The sequence below is a fragment of the Prescottella equi genome, from assembly GCF_020171745.1.
In the GTDB taxonomy this organism is placed as follows: Bacteria; Actinomycetota; Actinomycetes; order Mycobacteriales; family Mycobacteriaceae; genus Prescottella; species Prescottella equi_A.
This window is the reverse complement of record NZ_JAIVAH010000011.1, coordinates 92,860-119,510: the sequence shown is the minus strand read 5'-3', so window position 1 is coordinate 119,510 and position 26,651 is coordinate 92,860. Positions and strand designations below refer to the sequence as shown.

The following is a 26,651-nucleotide window of genomic DNA, read 5'->3' as shown; positions in this document are numbered from 1 at the left end:
GCGCACTTATCGCGGACTTCCGGCGCCTGCCGGCGCGATAAGTGCGCAAAACGCGAGGGTGGGGATCATCAGCCGAGGGTGTTGAACCCGGCCATCAAGGGGAACAACGGATCGTCGTACCCGATGTCCATCGTGCAGTCGTTCGGCCGCGGGTCCGGGACGAACGCCCACAGCAGCGCGCCCGCGGTACCGGCGGCACGCTGGCCGGTGATCTTCTGCCCGATGCTCGCCGCGCGGTCCGCGAGCGGCTTGCACGAGCCCGCCCACTCGCCGATCTCGGCCACCAGCAACGGCTTACCGGCCGCCTCGGCCTGGTCGATGCGGCGGGCCAGGCCGTTCCACTGGTCGCCCGGCAGCGGGACACCGTCGGCGCCGTAGTCGTGGTACTGCACGAAGTCGACGTTGTCGGATTCGGCGATGTACTGGTAGAAGTCGCCACCGGTGCCGCACTGGCCGCCGCCGATGAGTCCGGCGGTGATCAGCTGTTGCGGCGCAATGGCCTTGATCCGGTCACCGGCGTTCTCCATGAAGTCCTGCAGCACCTCGGCCGCGTCGTCGGGGCAGGTGCGGACCTCCCAGCGGCAGTCGCCGCCGGGGCAGATGCTGGGCTCGGGTTCGCCGACCAGCTCCCACGCCGCGACGACGGGGGAATCCTTCCACCGGTTGACGGCGGTCTTCACCCAGTTCTCGAAGGTGAGCCGAGTTCCGTTCTCGGTCTCGTGCTTCCAGCCGTCGGTGAACCAGTCGTGGTCCTTGAACTTCTCGCTCTCGCACGCCCCGTCCTGGGCGGCCAGCACCGGGATGATCATCTGATCGTGCGCCGCGGCCTCCGCGAACACCGCGTCCATCGCGGTGAAGTCGAGTTGCCCGGTGAACTTGTTGATCGCCAGTTCCTGGAACGCGTTGAACCGCGTCAGCGAGTGCGGGGGCAGCGAGTCGAAGAACTCCGGCAGGTTCACCATGCCACCGCAGCCGCGGTTGATCCCCCAGTTGGTCGACAACTGGTAGGCGTTGAAGCCGGCCGGCCACCATTTCTGCCCGTCCAGGCGCAGCCCGTCCGCGGCCGCAGTCACGCGGCCCGTGGTCGCCGGGGACGCGGGATCGGGTGCCGCCATGGGGCTCCCGGCCCCACAGTTGGTCAGCATCACCGCCGACAACGCCGCGACGAACAACCATCTGAATCTCAGTAGGCGTTTCAGAACTGCCTCGCTTCCTCCGAGCGCGGCTCCCGGACAGGCAGGAAGCACCTCCGGTGAACCACGATGCACGAACCCATCCGCGCAGTACTCTAGAGAACTTCCGACAGAAACGCCTGCAGACGTGGGGTTTCCGGGTTATCGAACATTTGATCGGGAACGCCGGACTCGACCACGACGCCGCGGTCCATGAACAGCACCGTGTCCGACACCGACCGCGCGAAACCCATCTCGTGGGTCACCACGACCATCGTCATCCCGGTGGTCGACAGGTCGGCCATGAGCGCCAGCACGCCCTTGACCAGTTCCGGATCGAGCGCCGACGTCGCCTCGTCGAAGAACATCACCTGCGGCTGCATCGCCAGCGCGCGGGCGATCGCGACCCGCTGCTGCTGCCCGCCCGACAGGTTGCCCGGACGCGAGTCGGCCTTGTGCGCCAGGCCCACCAGTTCGAGCTGTTCCAGCGCCAGCCGACGGGCCGCATCCTTGGACAGCTTCTTCAGCTTGCGCGGCCCGAGCGCGATGTTGTCGGCGACGGTGCGGTGCGGGAACAGGTTGAAGTGCTGGAACACCATGCCGATTCGCTGCCGCAACCGATCCGGGTTGTCCGCGAGCACCGACCGGCCGTCGAGGAGGACGTCGCCGGCGTCGGGTTCGTGCAGCCGGTTGAGCACGCGCAGCAGCGTCGACTTCCCGGAACCCGACGGACCGATCACCGTGACGGTCTTGCCGGCGTCGACGTGCACGTCCACGCCGCGCAGCACCCGGTTGGTCCCGAACGCCAGGTGCAGCCCGGTGCCGGTGAGGGAGACGGAATCGTCCACGCGTCAGCCCCTTTCCACGACGATCGACTGCTCGAGGTCGTCGAGCGTGCCGGACGTGTCGGCCCGCCCGGTGCGCAGCCGGCGGTCGATGTAGTTCACCAGGTGGGTGAGCGGGATGGTCAGGGCCAGGTAGAACAGCCCGGCCGCGACCAGCGGCGACAGGTTTCCGGTCTGCGCGTTGAGGTCCCGCCCGACCGCGAACAGTTCCCGCTGCGTCACCAGCAGACCGAGGAAGTAGATCAGCGACGAGTCCTTGATGAGCGAGATGAACTGGTTCATCAACGCCGGCAGCACCCGTCGCACGCCCTGCGGGATCACCACCAGCGCCATCGACCGGCGATACGAGAAGCCCAGGGCCCGCGCCGCTTCCATCTGCCCCGGCTCCACACTCTGGATGCCGGACCGGAAGATCTCACCGATGTAGGCGGCGGCGAGCAGCGACAGCGCGGCGGCGCCCAGCCAGTACGGGTTGCTGCCGGTGAGCCCCTTGACCACCGGGCCCACGCCCAGGCCGACCAGGAGGATGATCACCACCGCGGGCAGTCCGCGGAAGATGTCGGTGTAGACGCGGGCGGGCCAGCGCAGCCAGCGGGTGCGGGAGATGCCCGCGACCGCCAACAGCATGCCGATCACGGTGCCGGCGATGCCCGACGACAGCGCCAGGATCAGGGTGTTCGGCAGGCCGGTGCGCAGCAGGTCCGGGAACGCGCGCTTGTACAACTCCCAGTCGAAGAACGTCTCGCCCAGCTGCTGCAGCGTCGACTTCGGCTGCGCGGTGGACGGTTCGGATGGTTCCTGTGCCGCGGCGATGGCCGCGAAATCCGGCAGCTGCGGCTCGGGAGCGGCCTTGCTGCCCGGTTTCCAGCCCGCGGGCAGCTCGCGCGGCACCCAGTCCGAGTACAGCCGCGCCCAGGTGCCGTCGGCGACGACCGCGTCGAGTCCCGAGTTGAGCGCGTCGATCAGCGGCTGGTGATCCTTCGCCACCGCCCAGCCGACATAGTTGTTGAGGCTGAACGTGTTCTGCACGATCGACGCCGGATCTCCCGCGGCGATCGCGCCCTGCGCCTGCTGCGACGGCGCCACCCACGCGTCGATCTGGCCGGTCTTCAGGTTCGCGTACGCGGTGTTGTAGTCCGGGAACTTCACCGGGTCGAGGCCGAGTGTGTTGACGACGTAGTCGTCCTGCACGGTGCCCTGCACGACACCGATCCGCACCGACGAGTTCAGGTCCGAGAAGCTCCGGATCGCACTGCCGTTCGGTACCACCAACGCGAAGTAGCCGAAGTCGTAGCCGTTGGTGAAGCCGACGAGGTCGCGTCGGGCGTCCGTGGTGGTGATCGACGACGAGCCGACGTCGAATCGATGCCCGGCCACCTGGGCGAGCAGGCCCGCGAAGTCGGTACCGACGAACTCGACCTTCAGCCCCAATTGCGCCGCCACGGCGCGCAGCAGCTCGTTGTCGAAGCCGGTGAAGACGTTCTGCGAGTTGACGCAGATGCTGGGCGGCGCGTCGGACAGCGTGCCGACCGTCAGCGTTCCCGGTTTCACCAGGTTCAGCTTCGACGTGTCGATGGCGCTGAGCGGCAGCGTGTCCGGGGTCGTGTACTTGTCCTCCGCGGCGGCCGCGGCTGCGGAGTCCAGGTTGCCGGGCAGTGCGGTGGCACTGTCGACGCCGGGCGGGGCACACAGGTCGGCTGTCGACTCGGTGCTCGACGAGCAGGCGACCAGCGCGAGGAAGGGCAGCAGTACTACGAGCAGCACCGCCACCGCCCGGGATCGGGAGGTGGCGGCGGTGGTCATCGGATTCTCGGTCTACGCGAGCCCGGACAGCTGCGGTGGGGTGTGCTCGTCGCGCCACGCGATCGCCTCGCGCAGCGTCGTCAGGTCGTAGTCGGGGCCGCTCGCGTTGACCGTGAACAGCGTGACGCCCGCGTCGACGTAGGCCGCGGCCTGGTCCGCCCCGTGCCACCACGTCGAACGTTCGATCTCGTGCGGGTCGCGCTGCACGTCGCCGCAGTGCTCGCCGAGGATTCCGGACTTGCGGACGAACTCGTCGCGGTCGCCGAAACCGTGCCAGATGTCGGCGTACTCGGCGACCAGCCGCAGGGTCTTCTTCTCGCCGCTACCGCCGATCATCAGCGGAATGTCCCGTGTCGGTGCCGGATTGAGTTTGCCGAGCCGAGAGGTGATGCGCGGCAGGTACTCTCCCAACAGCTTGATCCGGGACCCGGGGGTGCCGAACTCGTAGCCGTAGGCGTCGTAGTCCTTCTCGAACCAGCCCGCGCCGATGCCGAGGATCAACCGGCCGCCGCTGATGTGGTCGACGGTGCGGGCCATGTCGGCCAGCAGGTCCGGGTTGCGGTACCCGGCGCAGCTCACCAGCGCGCCGATCTCGACGCGCTCGGTCTGTTCGGCCCACGCCCCGAGCATGGTCCAGCACTCGAAGTGTGCGCCCTCCTGATCGCCGTACAGGGGATAGAAGTGGTCCCAGTTGAAGACGACGTCGGCGCCGGCCTCCTCGGCACGCAGCACGGCGTCACGGATCATGCCGTAGTCGGGTGCGTGCTGGGGTTGCAACTGGATGCCGATACGCACGGGGCGGGTCATGGAAACTCCTTCGCGGCGGGACTGCATCTCACGTTATCCCCGTGATCGGTCCGCCGCACGACGTTGCGGGCGCACACTGAACACATGCGGATCACGCAGCGTCCGAGCCCGCCGACCGGCGTCAAGCGCTGGTTCCTCCGCATGCCCGTCACGCTGTACCGCTGGCATCTCGGCGGTCTGCTCGGGCACCGGTTCCTGCTCCTCGAACACGTCGGGCGCCGCAGCGGCAAGACCCGTCAGGTGGTGCTCGAGGTCGTCGACCACGACGACACCTCCGACGGCTGGGTCGTCGCGGCCGGGTACGGGACGACGTCGGACTGGTACCGGAACCTGACGGCGCATCCCCGCGCCCGGGTGCAGGTGGGCCGCCGCAGATCCGAGGTCGACGCCGACTTCCTGGGCACCGAGGAGGGCGGCGACCTCATGGCGCACTACGGCAGCATGCACCCGAGGGTCGGCGTCCGACTCTGCAAGAGCATGGGCTTCGACGTCGACGGCAGCCCGGACGACTTCCGCGAGGCGGGCCGTCACATCCACTTCGTGCGGTTGCGACCCGTGCGCGGTTGATGGATCGGGGCACTTCGGACGCCTATGCTGTGGCCCGCACACCCGTGCACCCTGACTCGGATCGTCCGGCACGTTCCTGCCGGTGAAGGGATCGTTTCACCATGGCTTCGGTGACTTTCGACAAGACCACGTGCCTGTTCCCGGGCGCGACGACCCCTGCGGTCGACAAGCTGGACCTGCACATCGAGGACGGCGAGTTCCTCGTGCTCGTCGGCCCGTCGGGCTGCGGCAAATCCACGTCGCTGCGCATGCTCGCGGGCCTCGAGGAGGTGTACGACGGCCGCATCCTCATCGGCGACCGCGACGTCACCGCGCAGGAGCCCAAGGAGCGCGACATCGCGATGGTGTTCCAGAACTACGCGCTGTACCCGCACATGTCGGTCGCGGAGAACATGGGCTTCGCGCTCAAGCTCGCGAAGACGCCGAAGGACGAGATCAAGCGCCGTGTGCTGGAGGCGGCCAAGATGCTCGACCTCGAGCCGTACCTCGACCGCAAGCCCAAGGCCCTCTCCGGTGGCCAGCGGCAGCGCGTCGCGATGGGCCGGGCGATCGTCCGCAGCCCGCAGGTGTTCCTCATGGACGAGCCGCTGTCGAACCTCGACGCGAAGCTGCGCGTGCAGACCCGCACCCAGATCGCGCAGCTGCAGCGCCGGCTCGGCACCACCACCGTCTACGTCACGCACGATCAGGTGGAGGCCATGACGATGGGCGACCGGGTCGCGGTGCTCAAGGACGGCGTCCTGCAGCAGTGCGCGCCGCCGCGCGAGCTGTACGCCCGCCCGGTCAACCAGTTCGTCGCCGGCTTCATGGGCTCTCCGTCGATGAACATGCTGACGCTGCCCGTCACCGACGGCGGTATCGCCCTCGGCGACGCGGTGATTCCGGTTTCCCGTGAAACCATCGCCGAGATTCCGGAGGGCCAGGTGGTGCTCGGCATCCGCCCCGAGCACCTCGAGCCGTCGCCCGGCACGACCGGTATCTCGCTGGACGTCGACGTCGTCGAGGAACTGGGATCCGACGCCTATGTGTACGGACGGACCGGTGTCGGCGGGGCCGGCGAGCACCAGATGGTCGCGCGAACCGACTGGCGCAACCCTCCGCGGCGGGGAGAACGGGTGAACCTGCACGTCGACCCGTCCGAGGTGCACCTGTTCTCGGTGACCGACGGCCGTCGTCTCGGGTAACCCTGACCGATCCAGTCGGAGGGGAATGACCGAAATTTGCCTCGTTCCGTGCCAAAGTAAGCGGCGACATATGCCTCGGCACGGGTGGTGCGCACCATTACGGTGCAGCCGGACGGTGTCGGAGACGTCTATCGGAAAGGTGGACCATGCGTTCTTTCAACACGCGCTCGCGGGTTGCGATTGCGGCCTCGGCGGTCGCGATGCTGGCACTCGCCGGTTGCTCGAGCGACGACGGTGGCAGCGCCAGCGCTGACGACGCCGTCAAGCAGAACCTCGACGGCCGCGGTGCGATCTCGTTCGCGATGGGTAAGAACGACACCGACAAGCTGCAGCCGGTGATCGAGAAGTGGAACGCGGCCCACCCGGACGAGCAGGTCTCCCTCAAGGAGCTGCCGGGCGAGGCCGACGACCAGCGCAACAAGCTCGAGCAGTCGCTGCAGGCCGGCAACGCCGACTACGACGTGATGGCTCTCGACGTCGTGTGGACCGCAGGCTTCGCCGCGAACGGCTGGCTGCAGCCGCTCGAGGGTGGTCTCGCGATCGACACCGCGCCGCTGCTGCCCGCGACCGTCGAGTCCGCGACCTACCGCGGCACGCTGTACGCGGCCCCGCAGAACACCAATGCGCAGCTGCTGTACTACCGCACCGACCTGACGCCGACGGCTCCCGCGGACTGGAAGGCGCTCACCGACAGCTGCCAGATCGCCAAGGACAAGGGCGTCCAGGACTGCATGGTCACGCAGCTCAAGCAGTACGAGGGCCTGACCGCCAACACCACGCAGTTCATCAACTCGTGGGGCGGCTCGGTCGTCGGCGCCGACGGCAGCACCCCCGAGGTCACGTCGCCGGAGTCCAAGGCCGGCATGCAGGCCATGGTCGACGCCTACCAGGCCGGCCAGATCGCGAAGCGCTCCACCGGTTTCACCGAGGAGGAGACCAACCTCGCGTTCGTCGGTGGCGAGTCGATGTACGCCTACAACTGGCCGTACATGTGGGACAACGCCGAGAAGGACGGCTCGAAGGTGAAGGGCAACGTCGCCGTCGCCCCGATCGTCGGACCCAACGGCGCCGGCGCGTCCACCGTCGGTGGCTACAACAACGGCATCAACGTGTTCTCGAAGAACAAGGCGACCGCGCGTGACTTCATCGCGTTCGTCCAGAACGACGAGAACCAGATGTCGTTCGCGGATGCCGCGTTCCCGCCGGTCCTGAAGTCGGTCTACGACGACGCGGCCCTGCAGGCGAAGTACCCGTACCTGCCGGCGCTGAAGGCGGCCCTCGAGTCGGCCAAGCCGCGTCCGGTCACGCCGTACTACACCGCGATCTCGAAGGCCATCCAGGACAACGCGAGCGCGGCCCTCAACGGCAAGGTGACGGTCGACCAGGCGGCGACCGACATGGCCTCGGCGATCAACAACGCGGCCAAGTAGTCACCGCAAGACACGAGAGATCAGGTAACGCACGATGGCTGACTCTGCTGAGCTGAGGCGAGCAGACGAGGCCCGCGCCGTGGTCGGGGTCGACGATCCCGACCACGGCGGTCGCGCTTCCGGGCCCGGGCCCGGGACGGCGCGCACGGGTCACGATGACGAACCGGCGCCGGTCGCTGCGCGCAAGAAGCGCGACTTCCGGCCCATCTGGCTGATCGCCCCCACGATGGTGATCCTGGCCGTCGTCATCGTCTACCCGGTGTTGCGCGCCGTCTACCTGTCGTTCCAGGCGAACAAGGGCATCGACCCCGACACCGGCCGCTTCACCGAGGGTGGGTTCGCCGGCTTCAAGCACTACCTGCAGTGGCTCGTGCAGGACTGCGGTGGCGGCGCGGGAACCTGCCCGCCCGGCACCCTCGCGCACGACTTCTGGTCCGCTGCGGGCGTCACGATCTTCTTCGCCGTCGTCACGGTCACGATCGAGGTGCTCCTCGGTCTGTGGATGGCGACGGTCATGGGTAAGACCTTCTGGGGTCGGTCCCTCCTCCGCGCGAGCGTGCTGATTCCGTGGGCCATCCCGACGGCGGTCACCGCGAAGCTGTGGTTCTTCATCTTCGCCGAGAACGGCATCGCCAACAAGCTGCTCGGCACCTCGATCGCGTGGACCACCGACCCGTGGGCGTCGCGGTTCGCGGTCATCATCGCGGACGTGTGGAAGACGACGCCGTTCATGGCGCTGCTCATCCTCGCGGGCCTGCAGATGATTCCGCAGGACGTCTACGAGGCCGCCAAGGTCGACGGCGCCAGCGCGTGGCAGCGGTTCACCAGGATCACGTTGCCGCTGGTCAAGCCCGCCCTCATGGTTGCGGTACTTTTCCGCACCCTCGACGTCCTGCGCATGTACGACCTGCCCGCGATCCTGTCCGGCACGTCCGGCGCGACGCCCAACACGACGCTGTCGATCCTGGTGATGGCCGACATCCGGCAGGGCAATTTCCAGAGCGCGTCGGCGCTGTCGACATTGATCTTCCTGCTGATCTTCGCGGTCGCGTTCGTGATGGTGAAGTTCCTCGGCGCCAACGCCGTGCGCACCCAGGACGAGCAGCGGAAGGGAGCTGATCGCTGATGGGCCGCCACAGCAAGCCCGACGAACTCGACGACCACGCGGTGACGCCCACGTCGTCGGTGCCGACGGCCGTCGCCGAACGCGTCGCTCCCCCGTCGGAACCGGAAGCCGTCGCCAAGCCACGTCGGCGCACCGACCGCGGCAAGATGGCCCGCACCTACCTCGGTGTCGCGATCATCCTGATCTGGGGTCTGGCGCCGTTCTACTGGATGGTCGTCACCGCGTTCCGGCAGGTCGATCACACCTTCGACACCACGCCGTGGCCCACGTACGTCACGCTCGACAACTTCCGCGCCGCGCTGTCGACCGACAAGGGCAACGACTTCCTCGGCGCCATCGTCAACAGCCTGATCATCGGTGTGGTGACGACGGCCGTCGGCCTGCTGCTCGGTGTGTTCGCGTCGTACGCGCTCGCCCGGATCGAGTTCCGCGGCAAGTACATCGTCACCGGCATCATCCTGGGCGCGTCGATGTTCCCGACCGTTGCGCTCATGACGCCGCTGTTCCAGTTGTTCGGCGACTTCGGCTGGATCGGCCAGTACCAGGCGCTGATCATCCCGAACATCTCGTTCGTGCTGCCGTTGACGATCTACACGCTGACGTCGTTCCTGTCGGATCTGCCGTGGGAACTCGAGGAGGCCGCCCGGATCGACGGCGCCACCCGGTTCCAGGCGTTCCGGCTGGTGATCCTGCCGCTGGCCGCGCCCGCGCTGTTCACCACCGCGATCCTCGCGTTCATCGCGACGTGGAACGAGTTCATGCTCGCGAGCCTGCTGTCGACGGAGAAGACCGAACCGGTCACGGTCGCGATCGCCCGCTTCGCCGGCGCCAACTCGTGGGAGCAGCCGTACGCGGCGATCATGGCGGCCGGCACGATCGTGACGATCCCGCTGGTGATCATGGTGCTGGTGTTCCAGCGTCGCATCGTCTCGGGCCTCACCGCGGGCGGCGTGAAGAGCTGACATGCCCTCCGGTAGGCCGCCGCGGGGCCGTCAGCCCCTCGAGATGCTGATCGGCATACTCGGGTTCTTCACGTTCATGGCGTTCCTCGCCGCCGTCGTCCCGATCGTGCGCGGCGAGCCGTCGGCGACGGCGTCCCTGGTGCTGCTGGCCTGCGTCGCGGCGCTCGGCGGCGTGATCGTTCTGCACCGCCGCACCTGACGCCCCACCACCGTCACCACCACCCCTCCTCCCCCGCGTTTTGCGCACTTATCGCGCGTTCCGAGGCCGATTCCTCGCGATAAGTGCGCAAAACGCGGGTCCGACCACCTAGAAGCCCGGCCCGATCTCGAGGCTTCCGACGACGGTGCCGTCGGCGGCGTAACCGGTGAGAACCGGGCGGGGGCTTCCGGGCGTCGACGGCAGCGGGTACCAGCCGAAGAAGCTGCCGTCCGCGAGGACCATGGGCAGCACCTGCCCGGTGCTGAGACGAATGTCGGCCCGCACCGCCTGACCTGCCGCCGCGTCGAAGGTCACGGCATTCGGCAGAATCTCACCGCCGCCGGCTCCGAACTCGACAGGGAAATAGCCGGCGCCGTCGCCCAGATCGCCGAAACCTTCGGGTCCCCGCCTGCAGCGGCTACCCAGGTCGGTGAACTCCGACGGTCCGGGCTGCGCGGCGCTCTCGGGGCTCTCGAACACCGAGGCCAGGCACCGCTGGTCGCCGGTACCCCGTGCCACGAGGACGCTGAAAACGGTGCCGTCCGGTCCGGGGAGGGAGCCGATCCGCTGGGCGGCGGCCGGGTCGGCCGACGCCCAGCCCGGTGCCGGATCGTCCCGCCAGTGTGCGAAGTGGTCGGCGAACGTCTGCGGCGTCAGTCCGGTGGCGGTGCACGCTGCCACTCCCCCCGCGGCGACCAACGCCGCGACAGCGACGACGGTGGTCGTCCGCCGGGAACGGGCCCGGGGAGCCGTCGGCTCGACGTCTGTCGCCATGATGCGTGCGCATGCCGCCGCCCGCAGATCCTCCGACCACAGCGCGTCATGGTCGGGCCGCATGGCTTCGAGCGTCTTCAGCAGGTCCTTCGTCATCGGAGACTCCTCGGCTCGGGGACGGCCCGCAGCGGGACCGGGGCGACGGATTCGGTGGGCGTCGAGGTGCGCAGTCGGCGTCGGGCACGGAACAGGCGAACGTGCATGGCCGCCGCGGAACACCCCAGGACCTCCGCGGCTTCGGCGGCGCTCAGCCCGTCCCACGCGGTGAGCAGTAGCGACTCGCGTTCCGTCTCGGTGAGGGCCGCCAGCGCCGCGAGCACCTCGGCTCGATCGGTCACCGCGACGTCGGCTGCCGGCGACACCTCGGAAAGCTGTTCGATGCGCGCGATCTTCTCGGTCAACGCATCGCGGCGCCGATCGGTGCGGCGGTGGTTCGACACGGTGTTGCGCGCGACCACCAGCAGCCACGGCAGTGCCTGGTCGGGCATTTCTGCCAGCCGTCGCCACGCCACGAGGAACGTCTCCGCCACCACCTCCTGCGCGGTGTGATGATCCACGTGTCGGCAGGCGTACGCGAACACCCGCCCCGCGTATTCGTCCCACAGCTCGGTGAACCGTGCGCCGTCCCCCGATGCCGGCAGGCCCGGCTGTTCCTCTCCCATACGAAGAAGTGTCCGGCCAGTCGGTATTCCTTACACCCGAGCAGGGAGGGGCGGGGAGCAGGGGCCGGCGTCGGGTATGCCGGTTCCGTCCTCGCACCTCGCCCAATCACATGCTCTCGTGACCTCGAGGTGCGACGATCGGGGGACGACCGGATCCGACCCGACCCCGGTTGGGGGCGCGGCCGGATCGCCGATTTCGGACCGGAAGTAGTGCGCGTGAGTTCCACGAGCAGCCCGACACCCGAGAAACCCGAGCGGCAGCGTGCGCCGCGATCCCGCCGCAGGACGGTGCTGCGCATCGTCGCCGCCGTCGTGATCGTCCCGCTGGTCCTGCTCGGCGTCGCCTATGTGCTGGCGGACGTGCCGAGCCCGTCGGAGATGCGTCCGGCGCAGGTGGCGACGATCCTCGCCTCCGACGGCACCAGCGTCGTCGCGAAGGTGGTGCCGCCGGAGGGCAACCGGACGGAGGTACCGCTCGAGGCGGTGCCCGGATCCGTCCGCAACGCCGTCCTCTCGGCGGAGGACCGCGACTTCTACTCCAATCCCGGGTACTCGATCTCGGGCTTTCTGCGGGCCGGCCGGGACAACCTGCTGGGCCGGGAGAGCGCGGGCGGTGGCTCCACGATCACGCAGCAGTACGTCAAGAACGCGCTGGTCGGCACCGATCGCAACGTGGTCCGCAAGACGCGCGAGTTGGTGGTGTCGGCGAAGATGGCCCGGCAGTGGTCCAAGGACGAGATCCTCGGCGCCTACCTCAACACCATCTACTTCGGACGCAACGCGTACGGGATCGCGCAGGGCTCGCGCGCGTTCTTCGACAAACCGGTCGAGGAGCTGACGCTCGCCGAGGGCGCCGTGCTGGCGTCGGTGATCCAGAGCCCGTCGCTGCTCGATCCGGCGACCAACCTCGACGGGCTGCGGGCGCGCTGGAACTACGTGCTCGACGGCATGGTCGAGATGGGTGTCCTCGCCGCCACCGAACGGGCGGCCACCGAGTTCCCGGAGGTGCTGCCGGTCGCTCCTCCGGACGCCGACGACGTCGCCCCCGGGCCGGAGGGTCTGATCCGGACGCGGGTGGCCGCGGAGCTCGAGGCGGCGGGCATCAGCGAGCAGGACCTGAACACCGGCGGCCTGCAGATCACCACGACGATCGACGCGAAGGCCCAGCAGGCGGCCGTCGACGCCGTCGACCGCACCCTGAACAAGCAGCCGGACCAGTTGCGGGCGTCGGTGGTGTCGATCGACCCGCGGTCGGGGGCGATCCGCGCGTACTACGGCGGCGCGGACGGCACCGGGTACGACTTCGCGGAGGCGCCGTTGCAGACCGGGTCGTCGTTCAAGGTGTTCGCGGCCATCGCGGCGCTGCAGGACAAGATCCCGCTCAGTGCGCAGTACAGCAGTGCCCCGCTCACGGTCGGGGACCTCACCATCAAGAACGTCGAGGGTGAGACGTGCGGAACGTGCAGCCTCGCCGAGGCCCTCAAACGTTCGCTCAACACCAGTTACTACCGGCTGACGATGTCGATGGAGGACGGCGCGCAGAAGATCGCCGACGCCGCCCACCAGGCCGGCATCCCGAAGCAGATCCCGGGCCTCGACCACGAGACGCTGACCCAGGCCGGCGGTCCGCCCGAGACCGGAATCGTGCTGGGGCAGTATCAGACCCGGCCCATCGACATGGCGTCGGCGTACGCGACGCTCGCGGCGTCGGGCAAGTTCCACGAGCCGTTCCTCGTGCAGAAGGTGGTCGACGGCGACGGGCGGGTGCTGCTGGACCGGGAGCCGAACGACGGTGAGCAGCGGCTGGATCCGGCGATCGCGGACACGGTCACGCAGGCGATGGTGCCGATCGCCGGGTACTCGCGCAATCACGGTCTCGCCGGTGGGCGGGTGTCGGCCGCCAAGACCGGAACCACCCAGTTGGGCGACACCGGCGAGAACAAGGACGCGTGGATGGTCGGCTTCACGCCGTCGCTGTCCACCGCGGTGTGGGTGGGGACCGCGGACGGGAAGGCCATCGAAACCAGTTGGGGTGGTGCGGTCTACGGCGCCGGACTGCCGTCGGACATCTGGAAGGAGACGATGGACGGGGCGCTGAACGGTACGTCCAACGAGCAGTTCCAGAACGCGCAGCCCGCCCCGCAGTCCGGCGGCCAGCAGAGTCGGGCGCCCGCCGCGACCGGGGGATCGACCACCACCGAGCAGCAGTACTCGGAGTCGGCGCCGACCCGGCAGCGATCGGTACAGACGCAGCAACAGGAGGCGCCCGCGTGGACGCCTCCTGTGCAGACCTATCCGCAGGCCCCGGTGCAACAGGCGCCGGTCCCGCAGCAGCAGAGTGCACCGCAGCAGCAGTGGAATGCGCCTGCGCCCCAGCAACAGCAGCAGGCGCCTGCTCCAGTGCCGCAGGCGCCTGCTCCCGTTCCCCCACCCCCGGCGCCGGCCCCCGCACCGGCACCGGGGATTCAGATCCTCCCGGGGGTCACGATCCCCCTACCGGGCTGAATTCCACTCGACACGTAGTCGATCGGTGATCGTCAGCCGGCGGCGACGAGTTCGTCGCCGTCCGTAGTCCGGCCCGTCGCCGAGGCCGGAACCTCGATCTGGGCGATGTTGCGCGGCAGCAGGAATGCGACCACGGCGCCGACGAGGGCGAAGACCGCGCCGATCCAGAAGGCCACCTGGAAACCGGCGTTGTCGTAGAAGACGGCGCCCTGCAGCGTCGCCTGGATCTCCGGCGGGAACTGGACGATGTGCGAGTTGTTCATCACCGCGAACGCGACGACGGGGAGCACGGCCGGGAAGATCGACTGCGAGACGCCCACCATGGAGGCGGAGCTGGCCTGCAGCTGCGGCGGCACGGCCTCGATCAGCAGGTTCGGGATCGAGGCGTAGCCCATGCCCATGCCGAAACCGAAGATCGCGCAGATGATCATGACGATGCTCTTGGTGTCGTGGGTCTGTGCGATCAGGGCGAACGCGACGGCGTTGAGGAGCAGGCCGGTCACCAGCAGCGGCCGCGGACGCATGTTGCGTCCCACCAGCGTGCCGACGAGCAGACCACCGAGGACCACGGCGCCGCCGATCGGCACCTGGTACAGCGCGAAGCCCTCCGCGTCGACGCCGAAGCCGTAGCCCAGGCCGAACAGGGCCGGGGTCATGACCATCATCGGCAGCAGGATGGTGAACAGGCCCGAGGACCCGTAGACCACACCGGCGCTGATCGTGGTGAGCAGGACGGGGCGCTTGCCGAGCACGTCGAGGTCGATGAGCGGTTCCGCGATCATCCGCGCGGACACCACCCAGCCGATCAGCAGCACGATGCCGCCGAGGAGGAAGGCGAGGGTGCCGCCGTCCGTCCAGCCCCACGAGGGGCCGAAGCTGACCGCGATGAGGATGCCCGCGATGCCACCGCCGAGCAGGATCGCGCCGACGAGGTCGATCCGCGAACGCAGTCGCACGTTGGACTCGGGCGTCGTGAGCTGGATCAGCCCGCCGAGCACGACGAGGCAGATCACGAAGAACCAGAAGATGGCGCGGAAGCCGTAGTCGTCGAGCAGCCAACCGGTGAGGAAGGGCGCGGCGATCGCGATCAGGCCCATGCCGCTGGTGGCGATGCTGACGGCGAGTGCAACGGTCTTCTTGGGGAACACGTCCCGGATCAGCGAGTAGCTGAGGAACAGGGTCGGCACCATCAGACCGGCCAGGCAGCGGCCGGCGATCATCATCGCGTACGACGTCGCGATGGCCGAGAGGAACGAGCCGACGAGCGAGATTCCGACGCAGGCCAGCAGCATCTTGCGCTTGCCGTACATGTCGGCGAGCTTGCCGATGAGCGGCGCGGCCATGGCGCCGACCAGCAGGAAGGCTGTGAGCAGCCACGCACCCTGGGTGGTCTGGTAGTGCATGGAGATCGCCGGCAGGGCCGTCGAGATCATCATGTAGCTGACGGCGAGAAGCTCGAGCAGAAGCACGATCGACAGCAGCGAGAGGACGAGGCGGAGGCTCCAGCCCTCCTCGTGGGTCCGACCCGACGGGTCGGTGGGCGACGGCGCGGGGCCGCCGGTCGGGGTGGTGACCATCCGTGGAATCCTTTCAGACACCAATAAGCAACGGGACCAAAAGGTTTCGGTCCCTGTGAGGTTTCCGGAGACGGCGGGTGCGCAGTTTCCCGCCGTTGGCACCTTCGGTCGGCCGACGGCGCTCTCACATCACACTGATCGGAAAAGCGTGATGCCAGTCACATGCCCGTTCAGTGGGACACTTGTGGCCGGGATCGGAGAGTTGCCCTACTCGGCGAATTCGGTTTGTTTCCAGTGCTATTGAGCGCCTGAGTGCCACAAGTGGTCGGGCTTGGGCGATTTGTCGAGATTGCTGAACGAGTGGAAAACGTCAAACGCTCGACACCGAAACCGGTGTCGAGCGTTTGAATGGTGACTGGCGGGTCCGTCAGGGACGGAGTCTGCGCACCGCCCACATCGAGGGAATGATCAACAGTGCTGACAAGGCCAGCGCCAGGGCGGACTCGATCAGCTGGAACCGTCGGAAGAGGCTGTCGGGGTGATAGCGCGTCTCGTAGTGGTCCAACCCCTGGGCGCGCTGGCACGTAATGAGCTCGCGGTCCTGAGTGGCGATCATCGTTGCCTCGCGCGCCTCGTACTCGGTCGCCGTCTCGTTCGGGCGCTGGTCCCAGTCGAAATCCTGACCAGTTCGGCCGCACTTCGAATAGTCGAAGTCGACGTTCCGTCCGTTTGGATCGACGTAGCCGGACCGGAGGATCCAACCGCCGCCGTCTCCGGTCCAGTAGAAGGGCGGACGGCCCGGATCGTCGAGACCCCGTTGATCGACGGCGGGCGTCGCGTAGTGGGGTCGCGCCCCGACCTGGAACCCGACCATCAGTGCCGATACCGCGACTAGCGCGACCGCCATTGCGCCCAAAGTGTTGCGCAGCAGGAGCGCGGCCAGAGCGCCGACGACCAGGGCGAGAAACGCGTAGGCGCCGAGTGTGAGAGTGGACGACTGGAAGAGGGGGAACGTGAGTCGCGAGTATCCACTCCAGGTCACGCGCGAGATGTAGGCGTAGTTGGCGGTGATCCCGGATGCTCGGGTCCATTCGAGTACGGCGCCGAGCATCGCGGTTGCCATCGTGATCGGAACGAACACAACCAGGACCCGCGTCCAGTACCACCGCGCGCGGCTGACCGACTGGGAGAGACCGAGCACGTGGGTTCCACGTTCGATGTCCCGCGAGAACACCGTGACGCCGACCAGCAGGCCCAGCACGACGGGCAGCACCGCGGCGGCGAGGGTGATCGCGGTCAGTCCGCCCGCGGCCCACATGTCGGCGGTGCTACCGGTCACCGGTCCGAGGGCGGACTCGGGTGGTTCTGTCGATTCGCTGCTGGCGGCGATCCAACGGCAGATCGCCGCGACGCCCGCGAGCGCCAGGATCGCCCCGACCGCGGCGAGGATCGTCGTCCGGAACTGCCGCCAGGTAACCCAGATCATGCTGCCTCTTCGTCGGTCGTGGTCAGGTAGGCCAGGACGATGTCGTCGAGGTTCGGTGGCTCGGTGCGCCAGCCGTCGGCGGCGTCGGGCCGCGGGCCGCGGACCAGGTGGGTGCGCTGGTGCGACTCGACGATCGAGCCGGTGCCGACGACGCTGCGCGGGTCGCCGGAGCCGCGGAGCAGGTAATGCTCGTCGAGCAGGTCGTCGAGCGCGCCCGACAGTCGGACGCGTCCGGCGCCGAGGATGATCAGCTGGTCGGCGATCTCCGCGACCTCGGACAGCACGTGCGACGACAGCACGATCGTGGTCCCTCGCTCGGCGGCGTCCTCCATCAGCGTGCGTACGACGGAGCGCCGCGCGACCGGGTCGAGTTCCGCGAGCGGCTCGTCGAGTAGGAGGACCTCGGGTCGCCGGCCGAGCGCCACCGCGAGGGCGACGCGGGTGCGATGGCCCGGGGACAGTGTCTTCACCCGCGCGGACAGCGGGATCTGCGCCTCGGCCACCAGGCGGGCGGCGTAGTCGCCGTCCCATGTCGTGTTGGTCTTCTCGCCGAACAGCAGGATGTCGGCGACGGAGAACCCGCGGTACAGCGGCTTGTGCTGCGCGACGTACGCGAGCCCCGGGCAGATCCCCCGACGGTCGGGCCGGCGTCCGAGGACGGTCACCTCGCCGGAGTCGGCCTCGAGCAGCCCGACCGCGAGGGACATCAACGTCGACTTGCCGGCGCCGTTGGCCCCGACGAGCGCGGTGATGCTGCCCCGCTCGACGTCGAACGAACAACCGTTCAGCGCCTCGGTACGGCGGAACCGCTTGTGCACGTTCCGCATCGTCAGCGCTGCGGTGGTCGCGTCGCTCATCTCTACTCCCTCGCCTCTCCGCCGAATTCGTTGTCCAGTGCCGCCGCCACGAGCGCCTCGAGATCGGACCGGTCCAGGCCGGCCGCAGCCCCCTGCCGCGCCCAGTCCGCGAGCGTGGCCTGCAGGGCGTCCCGTTCGGCCATGCCCGGCTTGGCCAGCGACTGGGTGACGAACGTCCCCAGTCCCGGCCGCGCCTCCACCAGCCCCTCGTTCTCGAGTTCCCGGTACGCCTTGAGCACCGTGTTCGGGTTGACGGTCACGGCCCCGACCACCTCCTTGGCCGTGGGCAGCTGGTCGCCGGTCTGCAGGTCGCCGAGGCGCAATGCCTGCTTGACCTGGAGGACCAGCTGCACGTAGGCGGGGATCCCGGAGCGACGGTTGATGTGGAACTCGACCATCGAATCTCCATTTCACTACAACATTAGTGAAATAGAGGTTGCACGGACGGGCGAGCGCTGTCAACCTGTTGAGGACGTCCGGGGAGGCATCGGGGCACTGCGGGGTGGTCTTTGCGTGTCGCAGCAAATGCGGCTCGAAGCCGCTGAGCAGTGCGAAAATTCGTGAGCAGTGCACTGATTGAGACGGAAGTTCGATTGTGAATTCAACCAATACCGGTGGTGCCGGTGGGCGGCATACGGCCGACCCGGCGCCCAAGGCGCGGAGTCGTAAACCCAGACGGAAGGGCCGCCGGATCGCGCTCTATGTGAGCCTGGTCGTCGTCCTGCTGCTGATCGCCACGCCGCTGGTGGCCTTCGGAGTCGCCTACAAGAACGCCGACGTGCCGCGGCCCAGCGACATGGTCACCAACCAGGTCTCGACGATCCTCGCATCCGACGGCACCACCGAGATCGCCCGCGTGGTGCCGCCCGAGGGCAACCGCACCGAGGTCACGATCGACCAGATCCCCGGGCACGTGCGCAACGCCGTGCTGTCGGCCGAGGACCGCGACTTCTACTCCAACCCCGGTTTCTCGGTGTCCGGTTTTGCGCGTGCTGCGCGCGACAACGTGCTCGGCCGCGACAGCGCCGGCGGCGGGTCGACCATCACCCAGCAGTACGTCAAGAACACGCTGGTGGGTTCCGAGCGGTCGGTGACGCGCAAGATGAAGGAACTCGTCATCTCGTCGAAGATGGCGCGCGAATGGTCCAAGGACGAGATCCTCGCCGCCTACCTCAACACCATCTACTTCGGCCGCGGCGCGTACGGCATCTCGGCCGCCGCCACCGCGTACTTCGGCAAGCCCCTCGCCGACCTCACGGTCGCCGAGGGTGCGGTGCTCGCCGCGGTGATCCAGAGCCCGTCGAGCCTCGACCCCACGACCAATCCGGAAGCGCTGCAGGCGCGCTGGAACTACGTGCTCGACGGCATGGTGACGATGTCCGCGCTGGCGTCGACCGAGCGGCAGTCGATGACGTTCCCGAACGCGCTGCCCACTGCACCCAACGCCGACGCGGGCGCCGCACCCGGCCCGGAAGGGCTGATCCGCGCACAGGTCCTGCGTGAGCTCGCCGAATCCGGCATCAGTGAACAGGATCTCGACACCGAGGGCCTGCAGATCACCACGACGATCGACCCCAAGGCGCAGCAGGCGGCACTCGAGGGCGTGGCCGACACGTTCGAGGGCGAGCCCGAGAACCTGCGCACCGCGGTCGTCTCGATCGACCCGAAGTCGGGTGCGGTGCGGGCCTACTACGGCGGCGACGACGGCAAGGGCTTCGACTTCGCGCAGGCCGCGCTGCAGACCGGATCGTCGTTCAAGGTGTTCGGCCTGGTTGCCGCACTGCAGCAGGATATTCCGCTGTCGCAGACGTTCGACAGCTCCGCGCTGTCGGTCTACGGCGTGACGATCAACAACGTCGAGGGCGAGTCGTGCGGCAAGTGCACCATCGCCGAGGCGCTCAAGCGGTCGCTCAACACCAGCTTCTACCGGCTGACGCTGGCGATGGACGACGGCGCGCAGAAGATCGCCGACGCGGCCCATCAGGCGGGCATCCCGGAGACCGTCCCCGGCTGGCAGTACCCCACTCTCACCCAGGAGGGCGGATCGCCGGAGAACGGAATCGTGCTGGGGCAGTATCTGACCCGGCCGATCGACATGGCGTCGGCCTACGCGACGCTGGCGGCGTCGGGCATGTACCACAAGCCCTACTTCGTGCAGAAGGTCGTGACCGCCGACGGTGACGTGCTGCTGGACCGGCCCGCATCCGAGGGCGAGCGCAGGTTGGACGCGGCCGTGGCCGACAACGTCTCGCAGGCGATGCTGCCGATCGCGGCGTACTCGCGCAGCCACGGGCTGGCCGGTGGGCGCCCGTCGGCGTCGAAGACCGGCACCGCACAGCTCGGGGACACCGGGAAGAACAAGGACGCGTGGATGGTGGGCTACACGCCGCAGCTGTCCACCGCGGTGTGGGTCGGTACGGCCGACGCCAAGGCGATCGAGAACAGCTGGGGCGGTCTGGTGTACGGCTCCGGGCTGCCGTCGGACATCTGGAAGAAGACGATGGACGGCGCGCTCGAGGACGCCCCGGTGGAGAAGTTCCCGTGGCCCGCTCCGATCGGTGGCCAGGCCGGCGTTCCGGCCTACACCGGTGTCGGGTCGGGGTCCGGGTCCGGAACGACCAGTTCGTCGGGTGCTCCCGCGCCGGCCGCACCGCCCGCGGCCCCCGCACCCCAGCTGCCGCCCCCGCCGGCGCCGCGCGTCATCGAGATCCTTCCGGGCGTCAAAATCACGTTGCCGGGGTAGTCGGGGCACGCGTCACATTCTGTGGGTGTATTGCCCCGGAGCGGATCGGGCCTGAGGGATATTGGAGCGCGTGAGTGATCGCGACAAGCCCCGCAGACCGTCCCGGATCCGCCTCGGTGCCACGCTCGCCTGCGCTGCCGCGGTGACGACGCTCGTGACCGCCGCTCCCCCGGCCCTGGCCGAGGTGGCGTCCGCCCCGGCGTCGTGCGTGCCGTTCGGTACGGCTCAGCTCCCGCCGGGGGTGCCGTCCACGGGCGCGCGGGACGGACTCGCGACGCTGCCCGAGGCGATCGGCGTCGCCGCGCCCCGGTCGGTCGAGCTGCGCACACCGACGACGCAGTTCAACCGCTTCTGGGACTTCGCGCTCGTCGACGGCGCCCTGCTCACCCGCCCGCGGGTGGCCGGCGGCGAGAACGTCGAGCCGTGGCGGTACGCGCCGCTGCCGGAGTGCCTGCGAAACCGACTGGTGGGGATCTCCGTCGACGACGACGAACTGGTCGCGGTGGACGGCGACGGGTGGATCTACACGCTCGACAACGTGACGCACTCGCCGCTGCTGTGGAACTGGACGTCGGCGTTCGGGGCACCGCTGTGGACCGGGTCGGGGCAGCGCCTGGCCGGCCGGGATCCGGGCACGTGGGCGCTCAGTGTGTCGTCGCCGTGGGACAACCAGACCTACACCGACGCCGCGGGCCGGATCCACTACGTCGGGCTCGGGAAGATGACGATGGTGCCGTCGTTGACCGGTGACGGCAGCCGCATCACGTACGCCGACCCGTGGCTGCCGAACGACCAGAGTTACGAGATCGGTGGCCCGCTGGGCGGCCGGTTCCGGTCGGTCGCGTTGTCGTCCGCAGGGTCGACGACCTTCGTGACGAACGAGTTCGGCGACATGTACACCCGCAACTTCGACTTCGACGCGGGCGGCTCGGATTCGGTCTTCTTCCGCTACAGCTGGGACGACCAGACCGGCAAGCCCACCGCGCCGAACATGTTCGCGGAGTTGCTGGACCGCGACACCGCCGCGATCCAGTTGCCCGCGCAGGACTGGGTGCGCCAGCCCAAGATTCCGGGCGAGATCACGTCGGCGATCAGTGTGCACTCGACCGGCGTCGGCCCGGGCGCCCGGGAACTGCGGGTCGCCGGTCGCAGCGGCGGTGCAACGGGCTTCTGGCACAAGGACCTCGGCGCCGACGCCTGGCAGTTCACCGCGACCGGCGCCGACCTGCCCGGTGCACCGCTGGTGAATTCGCCGCACGACCGGTCGTCGGAGACCCTGGCGCCGCCCGCGCCGTGGAACCTGTCGGCATCGTTGCCGGCGCGGGACACGCTCGTCGACGGGCAGTTCCTGCTCGACGTCGGCCTGCCGTACACGCTGGTCGATCCGCGCCTGCTCGACCAGGCGGGGCTGCACGCCGGGCCGTCCGGGTACCGGCTGTCGGTCGAGCGATTCGACCCCGTCGCCACGACACGTGGTGCGACCGTCACCGCACCCGACGGCACCGCGATCCCGGTGCTCGTGCACACCGCCGACGGCCTGCGCTTCGGCCCGCGGGGCGCCGGGCTGGATTCGCAGCCGCGGCATCTCGTCGGGGCGATCGAGATCCCGCAGGCGGCGTTCGACGCGCGCGGCGCCGATCCGGCGCTCGACGCCTTCGTCCGGGACTGGATGCGCGGCGAGCGGATCGCGCCGATCACGTTGAGCGCCACCGACACCGATCTGGTGGTGCGCTGAGCTAGCCTCCGCCCGCGTTCACGGGGAGCAGTGGCGCATCGAGCTGCGACAGCATCAGCGCCATCGTCCCGGCTTCCTGACTCTGCTCGGTGACCATCTCGCGGGCGGTCTGGCGGACCGGGCCGTCGGGCAGTCGCTGCTCGGCGGCCTGAGCCATCGTCACGCCACCGATGTGGTGGCGCTGCATCAGCTGCAGGAAGAGGACAGCGGCGTCGCGTCCGCGCGCAGCGGCCAGGGCGTCGAGCTCGGCGCGGGTGGCCATGCCGGGCATCGGATCCCGCGTTTCGGCACCCGACGTCTCATGGTGTCCGTGTCCGAAGGCGGCGCGCGGCCCCTGCATCCACGCCATCGGCTCCGGATTGGTGGGTGTCACACCCGACAGGCGCAGCCAGCCGAGCATCGTGCCCAGCTCGGCGTTCTGGCCGTCCCGGATCTGCTGGGCCAGTCGGTTCACCACCGGATCGGTGCCGGGATCGAGCTGTTGCGTCATGATCAGTGCCTGCTCGTGGTGGGCCACCATGTCCTGTACGAAGGCGATCTCGGTGGGATCCAGCACCGGTGCCGGCTCCGGATCGTCGGCCACGACGAGGGGCCGCAGCGCCGCACCCAGCACCATCGACAGTAGGACCAACGCGCCCAGCGCGAGCGTCCGGATCCACGCGGGTGACGTGGTCACGAGCCGACGGTCGAACGCTGATCGGCGGGCGGCGTGTACGTGCCGGGATCCAGGCGCAACGTCATGAATCCGTTGTCGGCGCATGTGACCCACAGTTCGTTGCCACGCCACTCGGGCGGTGAGAAGCACCAGTCGGTGGACAGGTCACCGAACGCGACCATGCCGGTGCGGGGGCTCAATGCCTCCGCGGGGTCGAACACCCCCTGCTGGATGGCCTGCGTGACGGCGCCGGCCTCGAGGATCGGTACGCCGATGATCGAGGCGAGGGCGTGCGGGGAGTTCCACAGTTCGGTGTTCTGCCCCTTTTTCGCGGGCGGGTTGTAGTACGCGATCTCCCGGACGTCGAACGGGTCCCGGACGTCGAAGACCCTGATACCGGACGAGATCCAGCCGCAGGCGAGCGCCGTCGGGTCGACCGGGCGATCGGCGGCGCAGTAGTGCGAGTCGTAGGCGAACAGCGATCCGCCGGAGGCGGACGCGAGCATGCTGTCCTGGTGCTCCGGCAGGTTCACCTCGAGCTTGATCGAGTTGACGACTCTGGGAGCGGTGTCGTCGGCGACATCGACGACTTTCACTCCGCCGGAACCGGCCTCGTCCACCGTGAACAGGTAGGGACGACCGTCGTAGTTGACGGGAACGCTGTGTTGGGTGGCCCAGCCGTCGGTCCAGTGCAGTTCCGCGACGACCGGCACCTGCGGATTCGGGTCGCGACGCTGGACCGCCGACGCATCGAGGACGGTGATACCGCCGAGGATGTTCGACAGGTACACCCGATTCCCGTCCGGACTCACCCCGATCCCGTGCATCGACAGGCCGGGCAGGCCCTGCCAGACGACTCGGGGGTTCGCCGGATCGGTCAGATCGACCGCGCTGACGATGCCCGGCGCGGTGCCGGACGCCCAGTAGGTGTTGCCGTCCGGGGAGAACCCGCCCTCGTGCGATGTGACGGGCAGCGGCAGACGTAGGTCGCTGCCCGGTCCGGTGTTGAGCAGTCGGGGATGGGCGCAGTCGGAGATGTCGTAGACGGACAGTAACCCGGCGCCGGTGAGCGCAGGTACTCCCATGCCCACCAGCAGTTTTCGCGCAGAGTTGACCTTGAGGCTCTCCCACGTGCCGGCGAGCATCGCGGGCTCGGTGAGGGTCGCGGTCAGGACCGGGTTCGTCGGGTCGGAGACGTCGAGCACCTGGACGCCCTGCGCCGGGCCGAGCAGGTTGCCGGGGAAGAAACTGCCCACGTACGCGCAGTGGGCGTAGCTCGTCGAGGTGATGCCGCCACCCCGCCCGGCGTATCCACCGAGGCGCTCGATGTTGCAGCGGTAGCCGGCAGTGCTGCGGCCGCTGTCCCGATCGGCGGCCGGAACATCGCCCTGTAGGCCAGTTTCCGGAGTGGATCCAGGTCCGCAGGCCGCCCGTGCGACCGCGGTGTCGGCGATGTCGTGGGTGGACCGGGCAGCCGTCGGGGCAGCATTCGTCGGCCCCTGCGCGCCGACGACTTGGGACGGCAGGAGGACGACGGCCGCCGTGACCACGAGCGCACCACGCCATCGTCGAGCGGTCGACAGTCCCAGCATGTCCGCCTCCAGCCGCCGTCACCCGGACCGCGCCGTCCGGTGCCGTACTCCAGTGTGCGTGAATCCGATCCACCGCGAGGTGAATCGGGCGACAATCGAATGGACGGTGCCCGGTGGCCGGAGGCGGGTGCAGCGAGAACGTCAGCGGGCGGGCTGCAACTCCGGAAGTTGCCACGTGCCGTCGGCCACTGCAGCCCGCGGCCGGTACAGACGGACGAGGAAGTTCCAGCCGTCGGCGGTGGGAATCGCGTTCGGCGTGCCCTCGGGGAACTCACCGAACCGCACCGTGACCGAGCCGTCCTCGTTGGCGATACCGGTGATGTTGTTGACGCTGTAAGCGTTCCGATCGTTCGGCTCGAAGAACCCGGCCGCGTTGTAGACCGAGACGGACCAGAATCCGTCGACCGGGACGTCCTTCAGGGTCAGCTCGTAGTTCCCGGTGGTCGCCTCCGGGGCGACCCCGATGTACGTGGCCTCGGTACTCGGCAGCCCGCCCCATCCCGCGGCGGTACCGATCAGGTGGCGCACCGGGGTGACCTGGTCGGGGTTGCCGAACATCGAGTCGAAGCCGGTCAGCCCGGCCGCCAGCTGCAGCAGGGCGGTGCGCGTGGCGTCGAGGCTCGCGGTGTCGTACTCCGGCGCGACGAACGGCTGGGCGGAACCGGCGCTGATCGAGATGCCGTCCTGCACCGCGGCGGCCGCGTCGAGGTCGGCAGGGTTCGCGGGGTCGGCCAGCGTGCGCACCGCGACGACGACGTCGGGTGATCCGAATTCCTCAGCCGTCAGCTTGTATTCGCCCGCGTCGTGGTAGATGGCGCCGACGAGGTGGTCCCGGTTGACCACCATCGCCGAGACGTACCGGTCCCCGTGCTCGGGCAGGGTCAGCGTCGCACCCTCGGCCAGGTCGACCACCGCGAAGCTGTACAGCGTGTCGCGGTTGAGGCGGATCACGGTCTGACGGTCGATCGCGGCGGGCTCCCGATTGTGCAGCAGCAGGTTGACGCCCCCGGCGTCGCGCTGCAGATCGGCGAACATGCGGTCCGTCTCGGCCCTGACGAAGTTGTCTACGTTGACGCGAATACTCAAGGGATATCTCCTATTCGGTTACGAAACGGACGCTCGGAGCGTCTCACACCAGTGTGGGCGTCACCACCGGAACGGGTTGTGTCACAACGCCCCGATTCCGTTGCCGACCAGCTTGGTGCCGAGGATCAGCAACAGCACCGTCATGATGGCGGCATTGTTGGATGCCAGCCACGTGCGAATCGAATCGAGCAGCGGTGCAGCCCGGTCCGGGACGACCAGGTATCCGATCACCGGCACCGCGATCATGAGGGAGGCGATGGCGACGAAGATTCCGATGCAGATCGCGACCGCGTCGGCGCCGAGGCCGGAGGTGCCGAGCACCGATCCGGCGGCGATCGCGAGGAACAGGTTCTTCGGATTGACGGCGGCGAGGAGCGCCGCCGTTCCCAGCGCGGCGCCCGGGCGCATCGTGTCGATCTTCGTCATCCACGCCGGCAGGCTCTGTTCGTCGCCGGGCTGCGGCCTCGACCGCCACTGGCGCATGGCCATCGCCAGCAACGCGGCGCCGAGGAGCAACTGCAGGATTCCGACCACCGGTCGGCTCCCGGATGCGGACGACTCGGGCAGGGCGCCCGCGAGCAGTGTGAACACGACGACGCTGGTGAGCACGCCGAGCACCCAGCCGGCGAGGAAGCACGGACCGAGGGCGCGGGCCCGCGGACCCATCAGCAGCAGCGTGGTCGCGATGATCGGTACCGGGCTGATCGCGATCGCGACAGCCAGTGGGAGCAGTTCGCCGACAGCAGTGTTCATGCGAGATCGGGCGTTCAGCAGCCGAGGGAGGAGCCGAGCGCGTTCTGCGCCAACACGATCGCCGCGACGTTCCCACGCAACTGCTGGGCGGCGGCCGGGACGGTCAGGCTCGGGTCCAGCTTGATCCGAGACATGGGGAACTCCTGTTTCGACGACGGGATTCGAGCGCACGGGACTGGCGGCAAGGCTCG

At 68.8% G+C, this 26,651-nt stretch carries 23 protein-coding genes; 9 read left to right on the top strand and 14 right to left on the bottom strand.

What is annotated here, in order from left to right:
* Positions 1 to 68 precede the first annotated feature (68 nt).
* The 4 genes from LCL87_RS08310 to LCL87_RS08295 form a co-directional block, all read right to left on the bottom strand.
* Positions 69 to 1,115: a cellulase family glycosylhydrolase gene (locus LCL87_RS08310; RefSeq protein WP_225018550.1), complete on the bottom strand. Its 1,047-nt coding sequence runs from the start codon at positions 1,113 to 1,115 to the stop codon at positions 69 to 71.
* Between the two features lie 173 nt (positions 1,116 to 1,288).
* Positions 1,289 to 2,020, bottom strand: coding sequence for an amino acid ABC transporter ATP-binding protein (locus tag LCL87_RS08305; RefSeq protein ID WP_510850719.1), 732 nt, complete (start codon positions 2,018 to 2,020; stop codon positions 1,289 to 1,291).
* A gap of 3 nt (positions 2,021 to 2,023) precedes the next feature.
* Positions 2,024 to 3,820, bottom strand: a complete 1,797-nt coding sequence (locus LCL87_RS08300) for an ABC transporter substrate-binding protein/permease (protein WP_225018548.1) — start codon at positions 3,818 to 3,820, stop codon at positions 2,024 to 2,026.
* A gap of 12 nt (positions 3,821 to 3,832) precedes the next feature.
* Positions 3,833 to 4,627, bottom strand: coding sequence for an LLM class F420-dependent oxidoreductase (locus LCL87_RS08295; RefSeq protein ID WP_225018547.1), 795 nt, complete (start codon positions 4,625 to 4,627; stop codon positions 3,833 to 3,835).
* Positions 4,628 to 4,711: 84 nt separating this feature from the next.
* On the opposite strand from LCL87_RS08295, the gene LCL87_RS08290 reads away from it, so the two are divergent.
* The 6 genes from LCL87_RS08290 (at position 4,712) to LCL87_RS08265 (ending at position 10,095) form a co-directional block, all read left to right on the top strand.
* Positions 4,712 to 5,194: a nitroreductase family deazaflavin-dependent oxidoreductase gene (locus LCL87_RS08290; RefSeq protein WP_225018545.1), complete on the top strand. Its 483-nt coding sequence runs from the start codon at positions 4,712 to 4,714 to the stop codon at positions 5,192 to 5,194.
* 101 nt (positions 5,195 to 5,295) lie between these two features.
* The gene (locus tag LCL87_RS08285; RefSeq protein WP_225018543.1) at positions 5,296 to 6,378 is read left to right on the top strand and encodes a sn-glycerol-3-phosphate ABC transporter ATP-binding protein UgpC; all 1,083 of its coding nucleotides are present in this window, start codon (positions 5,296 to 5,298) and stop codon (positions 6,376 to 6,378) included.
* A gap of 146 nt (positions 6,379 to 6,524) precedes the next feature.
* A complete protein-coding gene (locus LCL87_RS08280) occupies positions 6,525 to 7,808 on the top strand; it encodes an ABC transporter substrate-binding protein (RefSeq protein ID WP_225018541.1) in 1,284 nt (427 codons plus the stop codon).
* Between the two features lie 34 nt (positions 7,809 to 7,842).
* Positions 7,843 to 8,934, top strand: a complete 1,092-nt coding sequence (locus LCL87_RS08275) for a carbohydrate ABC transporter permease (RefSeq protein WP_225018539.1) — start codon at positions 7,843 to 7,845, stop codon at positions 8,932 to 8,934.
* Between the two features lie 146 nt (positions 8,935 to 9,080).
* The gene (locus LCL87_RS08270) at positions 9,081 to 9,896 is read left to right on the top strand and encodes a carbohydrate ABC transporter permease (protein ID WP_225018700.1); all 816 of its coding nucleotides are present in this window, start codon (positions 9,081 to 9,083) and stop codon (positions 9,894 to 9,896) included.
* Between the two features lies 1 nt (position 9,897).
* On the top strand, positions 9,898 to 10,095 hold the full coding sequence (locus tag LCL87_RS08265) for a hypothetical protein (protein ID WP_225018537.1): 198 nt from the start codon (positions 9,898 to 9,900) through the stop codon (positions 10,093 to 10,095).
* A 108-nt stretch (positions 10,096 to 10,203) separates the two neighbouring features.
* On the opposite strand, the gene LCL87_RS08260 is transcribed toward LCL87_RS08265, so the two are convergent.
* Together LCL87_RS08260 and LCL87_RS08255 are read right to left on the bottom strand one after the other, a co-directional pair.
* The gene (locus tag LCL87_RS08260) at positions 10,204 to 10,965 is read right to left on the bottom strand and encodes a hypothetical protein (RefSeq protein WP_225018536.1); all 762 of its coding nucleotides are present in this window, start codon (positions 10,963 to 10,965) and stop codon (positions 10,204 to 10,206) included.
* Positions 10,962 to 11,531, bottom strand: coding sequence for an RNA polymerase sigma factor (locus LCL87_RS08255; RefSeq protein WP_225018535.1), 570 nt, complete (start codon positions 11,529 to 11,531; stop codon positions 10,962 to 10,964). Before LCL87_RS08255 ends, LCL87_RS08260 begins: the two co-directional genes overlap by 4 nt.
* A 216-nt stretch (positions 11,532 to 11,747) precedes the next feature.
* Here LCL87_RS08255 and LCL87_RS08250 point away from each other — a divergent pair, with 216 nt between their 5' ends.
* Complete coding sequence (locus LCL87_RS08250) at positions 11,748 to 14,036, top strand: transglycosylase domain-containing protein (RefSeq protein ID WP_225018533.1); 2,289 nt, start codon at positions 11,748 to 11,750, stop codon at positions 14,034 to 14,036.
* A 32-nt stretch (positions 14,037 to 14,068) separates the two neighbouring features.
* Here LCL87_RS08250 and LCL87_RS08245 read toward each other — a convergent pair whose 3' ends face one another.
* From LCL87_RS08245 to LCL87_RS08230, 4 genes are all read right to left on the bottom strand, one after another.
* Positions 14,069 to 15,613: an MFS transporter gene (locus LCL87_RS08245; RefSeq protein WP_225018531.1), complete on the bottom strand. Its 1,545-nt coding sequence runs from the start codon at positions 15,611 to 15,613 to the stop codon at positions 14,069 to 14,071.
* A 367-nt stretch (positions 15,614 to 15,980) separates the two neighbouring features.
* Positions 15,981 to 17,039: an ABC-2 membrane transporter-related protein gene (locus LCL87_RS08240; protein WP_225018529.1), complete on the bottom strand. Its 1,059-nt coding sequence runs from the start codon at positions 17,037 to 17,039 to the stop codon at positions 15,981 to 15,983.
* The gene (locus LCL87_RS08235) at positions 17,036 to 17,896 is read right to left on the bottom strand and encodes an ABC transporter ATP-binding protein (protein WP_225018527.1); all 861 of its coding nucleotides are present in this window, start codon (positions 17,894 to 17,896) and stop codon (positions 17,036 to 17,038) included. Before LCL87_RS08235 ends, LCL87_RS08240 begins: the two co-directional genes overlap by 4 nt.
* A 2-nt stretch (positions 17,897 to 17,898) precedes the next feature.
* Complete coding sequence (locus LCL87_RS08230) at positions 17,899 to 18,294, bottom strand: GntR family transcriptional regulator (protein ID WP_225018525.1); 396 nt, start codon at positions 18,292 to 18,294, stop codon at positions 17,899 to 17,901.
* A 197-nt stretch (positions 18,295 to 18,491) separates the two neighbouring features.
* Between LCL87_RS08230 and LCL87_RS08225 the strand changes: the two genes are divergently transcribed.
* Positions 18,492 to 20,639, top strand: a complete 2,148-nt coding sequence (locus LCL87_RS08225; protein WP_225018523.1) for a transglycosylase domain-containing protein — start codon at positions 18,492 to 18,494, stop codon at positions 20,637 to 20,639.
* 142 nt (positions 20,640 to 20,781) lie between these two features.
* On the top strand, positions 20,782 to 22,374 hold the full coding sequence (locus LCL87_RS08220; RefSeq protein ID WP_225018698.1) for a hypothetical protein: 1,593 nt from the start codon (positions 20,782 to 20,784) through the stop codon (positions 22,372 to 22,374).
* A 1-nt stretch (position 22,375) separates the two neighbouring features.
* On the opposite strand, the gene LCL87_RS08215 is transcribed toward LCL87_RS08220, so the two are convergent.
* The 4 genes from LCL87_RS08215 to LCL87_RS08200 form a co-directional block, all read right to left on the bottom strand.
* On the bottom strand, positions 22,376 to 23,050 hold the full coding sequence (locus tag LCL87_RS08215; protein ID WP_510850718.1) for a DUF305 domain-containing protein: 675 nt from the start codon (positions 23,048 to 23,050) through the stop codon (positions 22,376 to 22,378).
* Positions 23,047 to 24,621, bottom strand: coding sequence for an LVIVD repeat-containing protein (locus LCL87_RS08210; RefSeq protein WP_225018521.1), 1,575 nt, complete (start codon positions 24,619 to 24,621; stop codon positions 23,047 to 23,049). Before LCL87_RS08210 ends, LCL87_RS08215 begins: the two co-directional genes overlap by 4 nt.
* A gap of 141 nt (positions 24,622 to 24,762) precedes the next feature.
* On the bottom strand, positions 24,763 to 25,707 hold the full coding sequence (locus LCL87_RS08205; RefSeq protein WP_225018520.1) for a DUF1214 domain-containing protein: 945 nt from the start codon (positions 25,705 to 25,707) through the stop codon (positions 24,763 to 24,765).
* A gap of 81 nt (positions 25,708 to 25,788) precedes the next feature.
* Positions 25,789 to 26,460: a GAP family protein gene (locus tag LCL87_RS08200; RefSeq protein WP_225018519.1), complete on the bottom strand. Its 672-nt coding sequence runs from the start codon at positions 26,458 to 26,460 to the stop codon at positions 25,789 to 25,791.
* Positions 26,461 to 26,651: the final 191 nt, after the last annotated feature.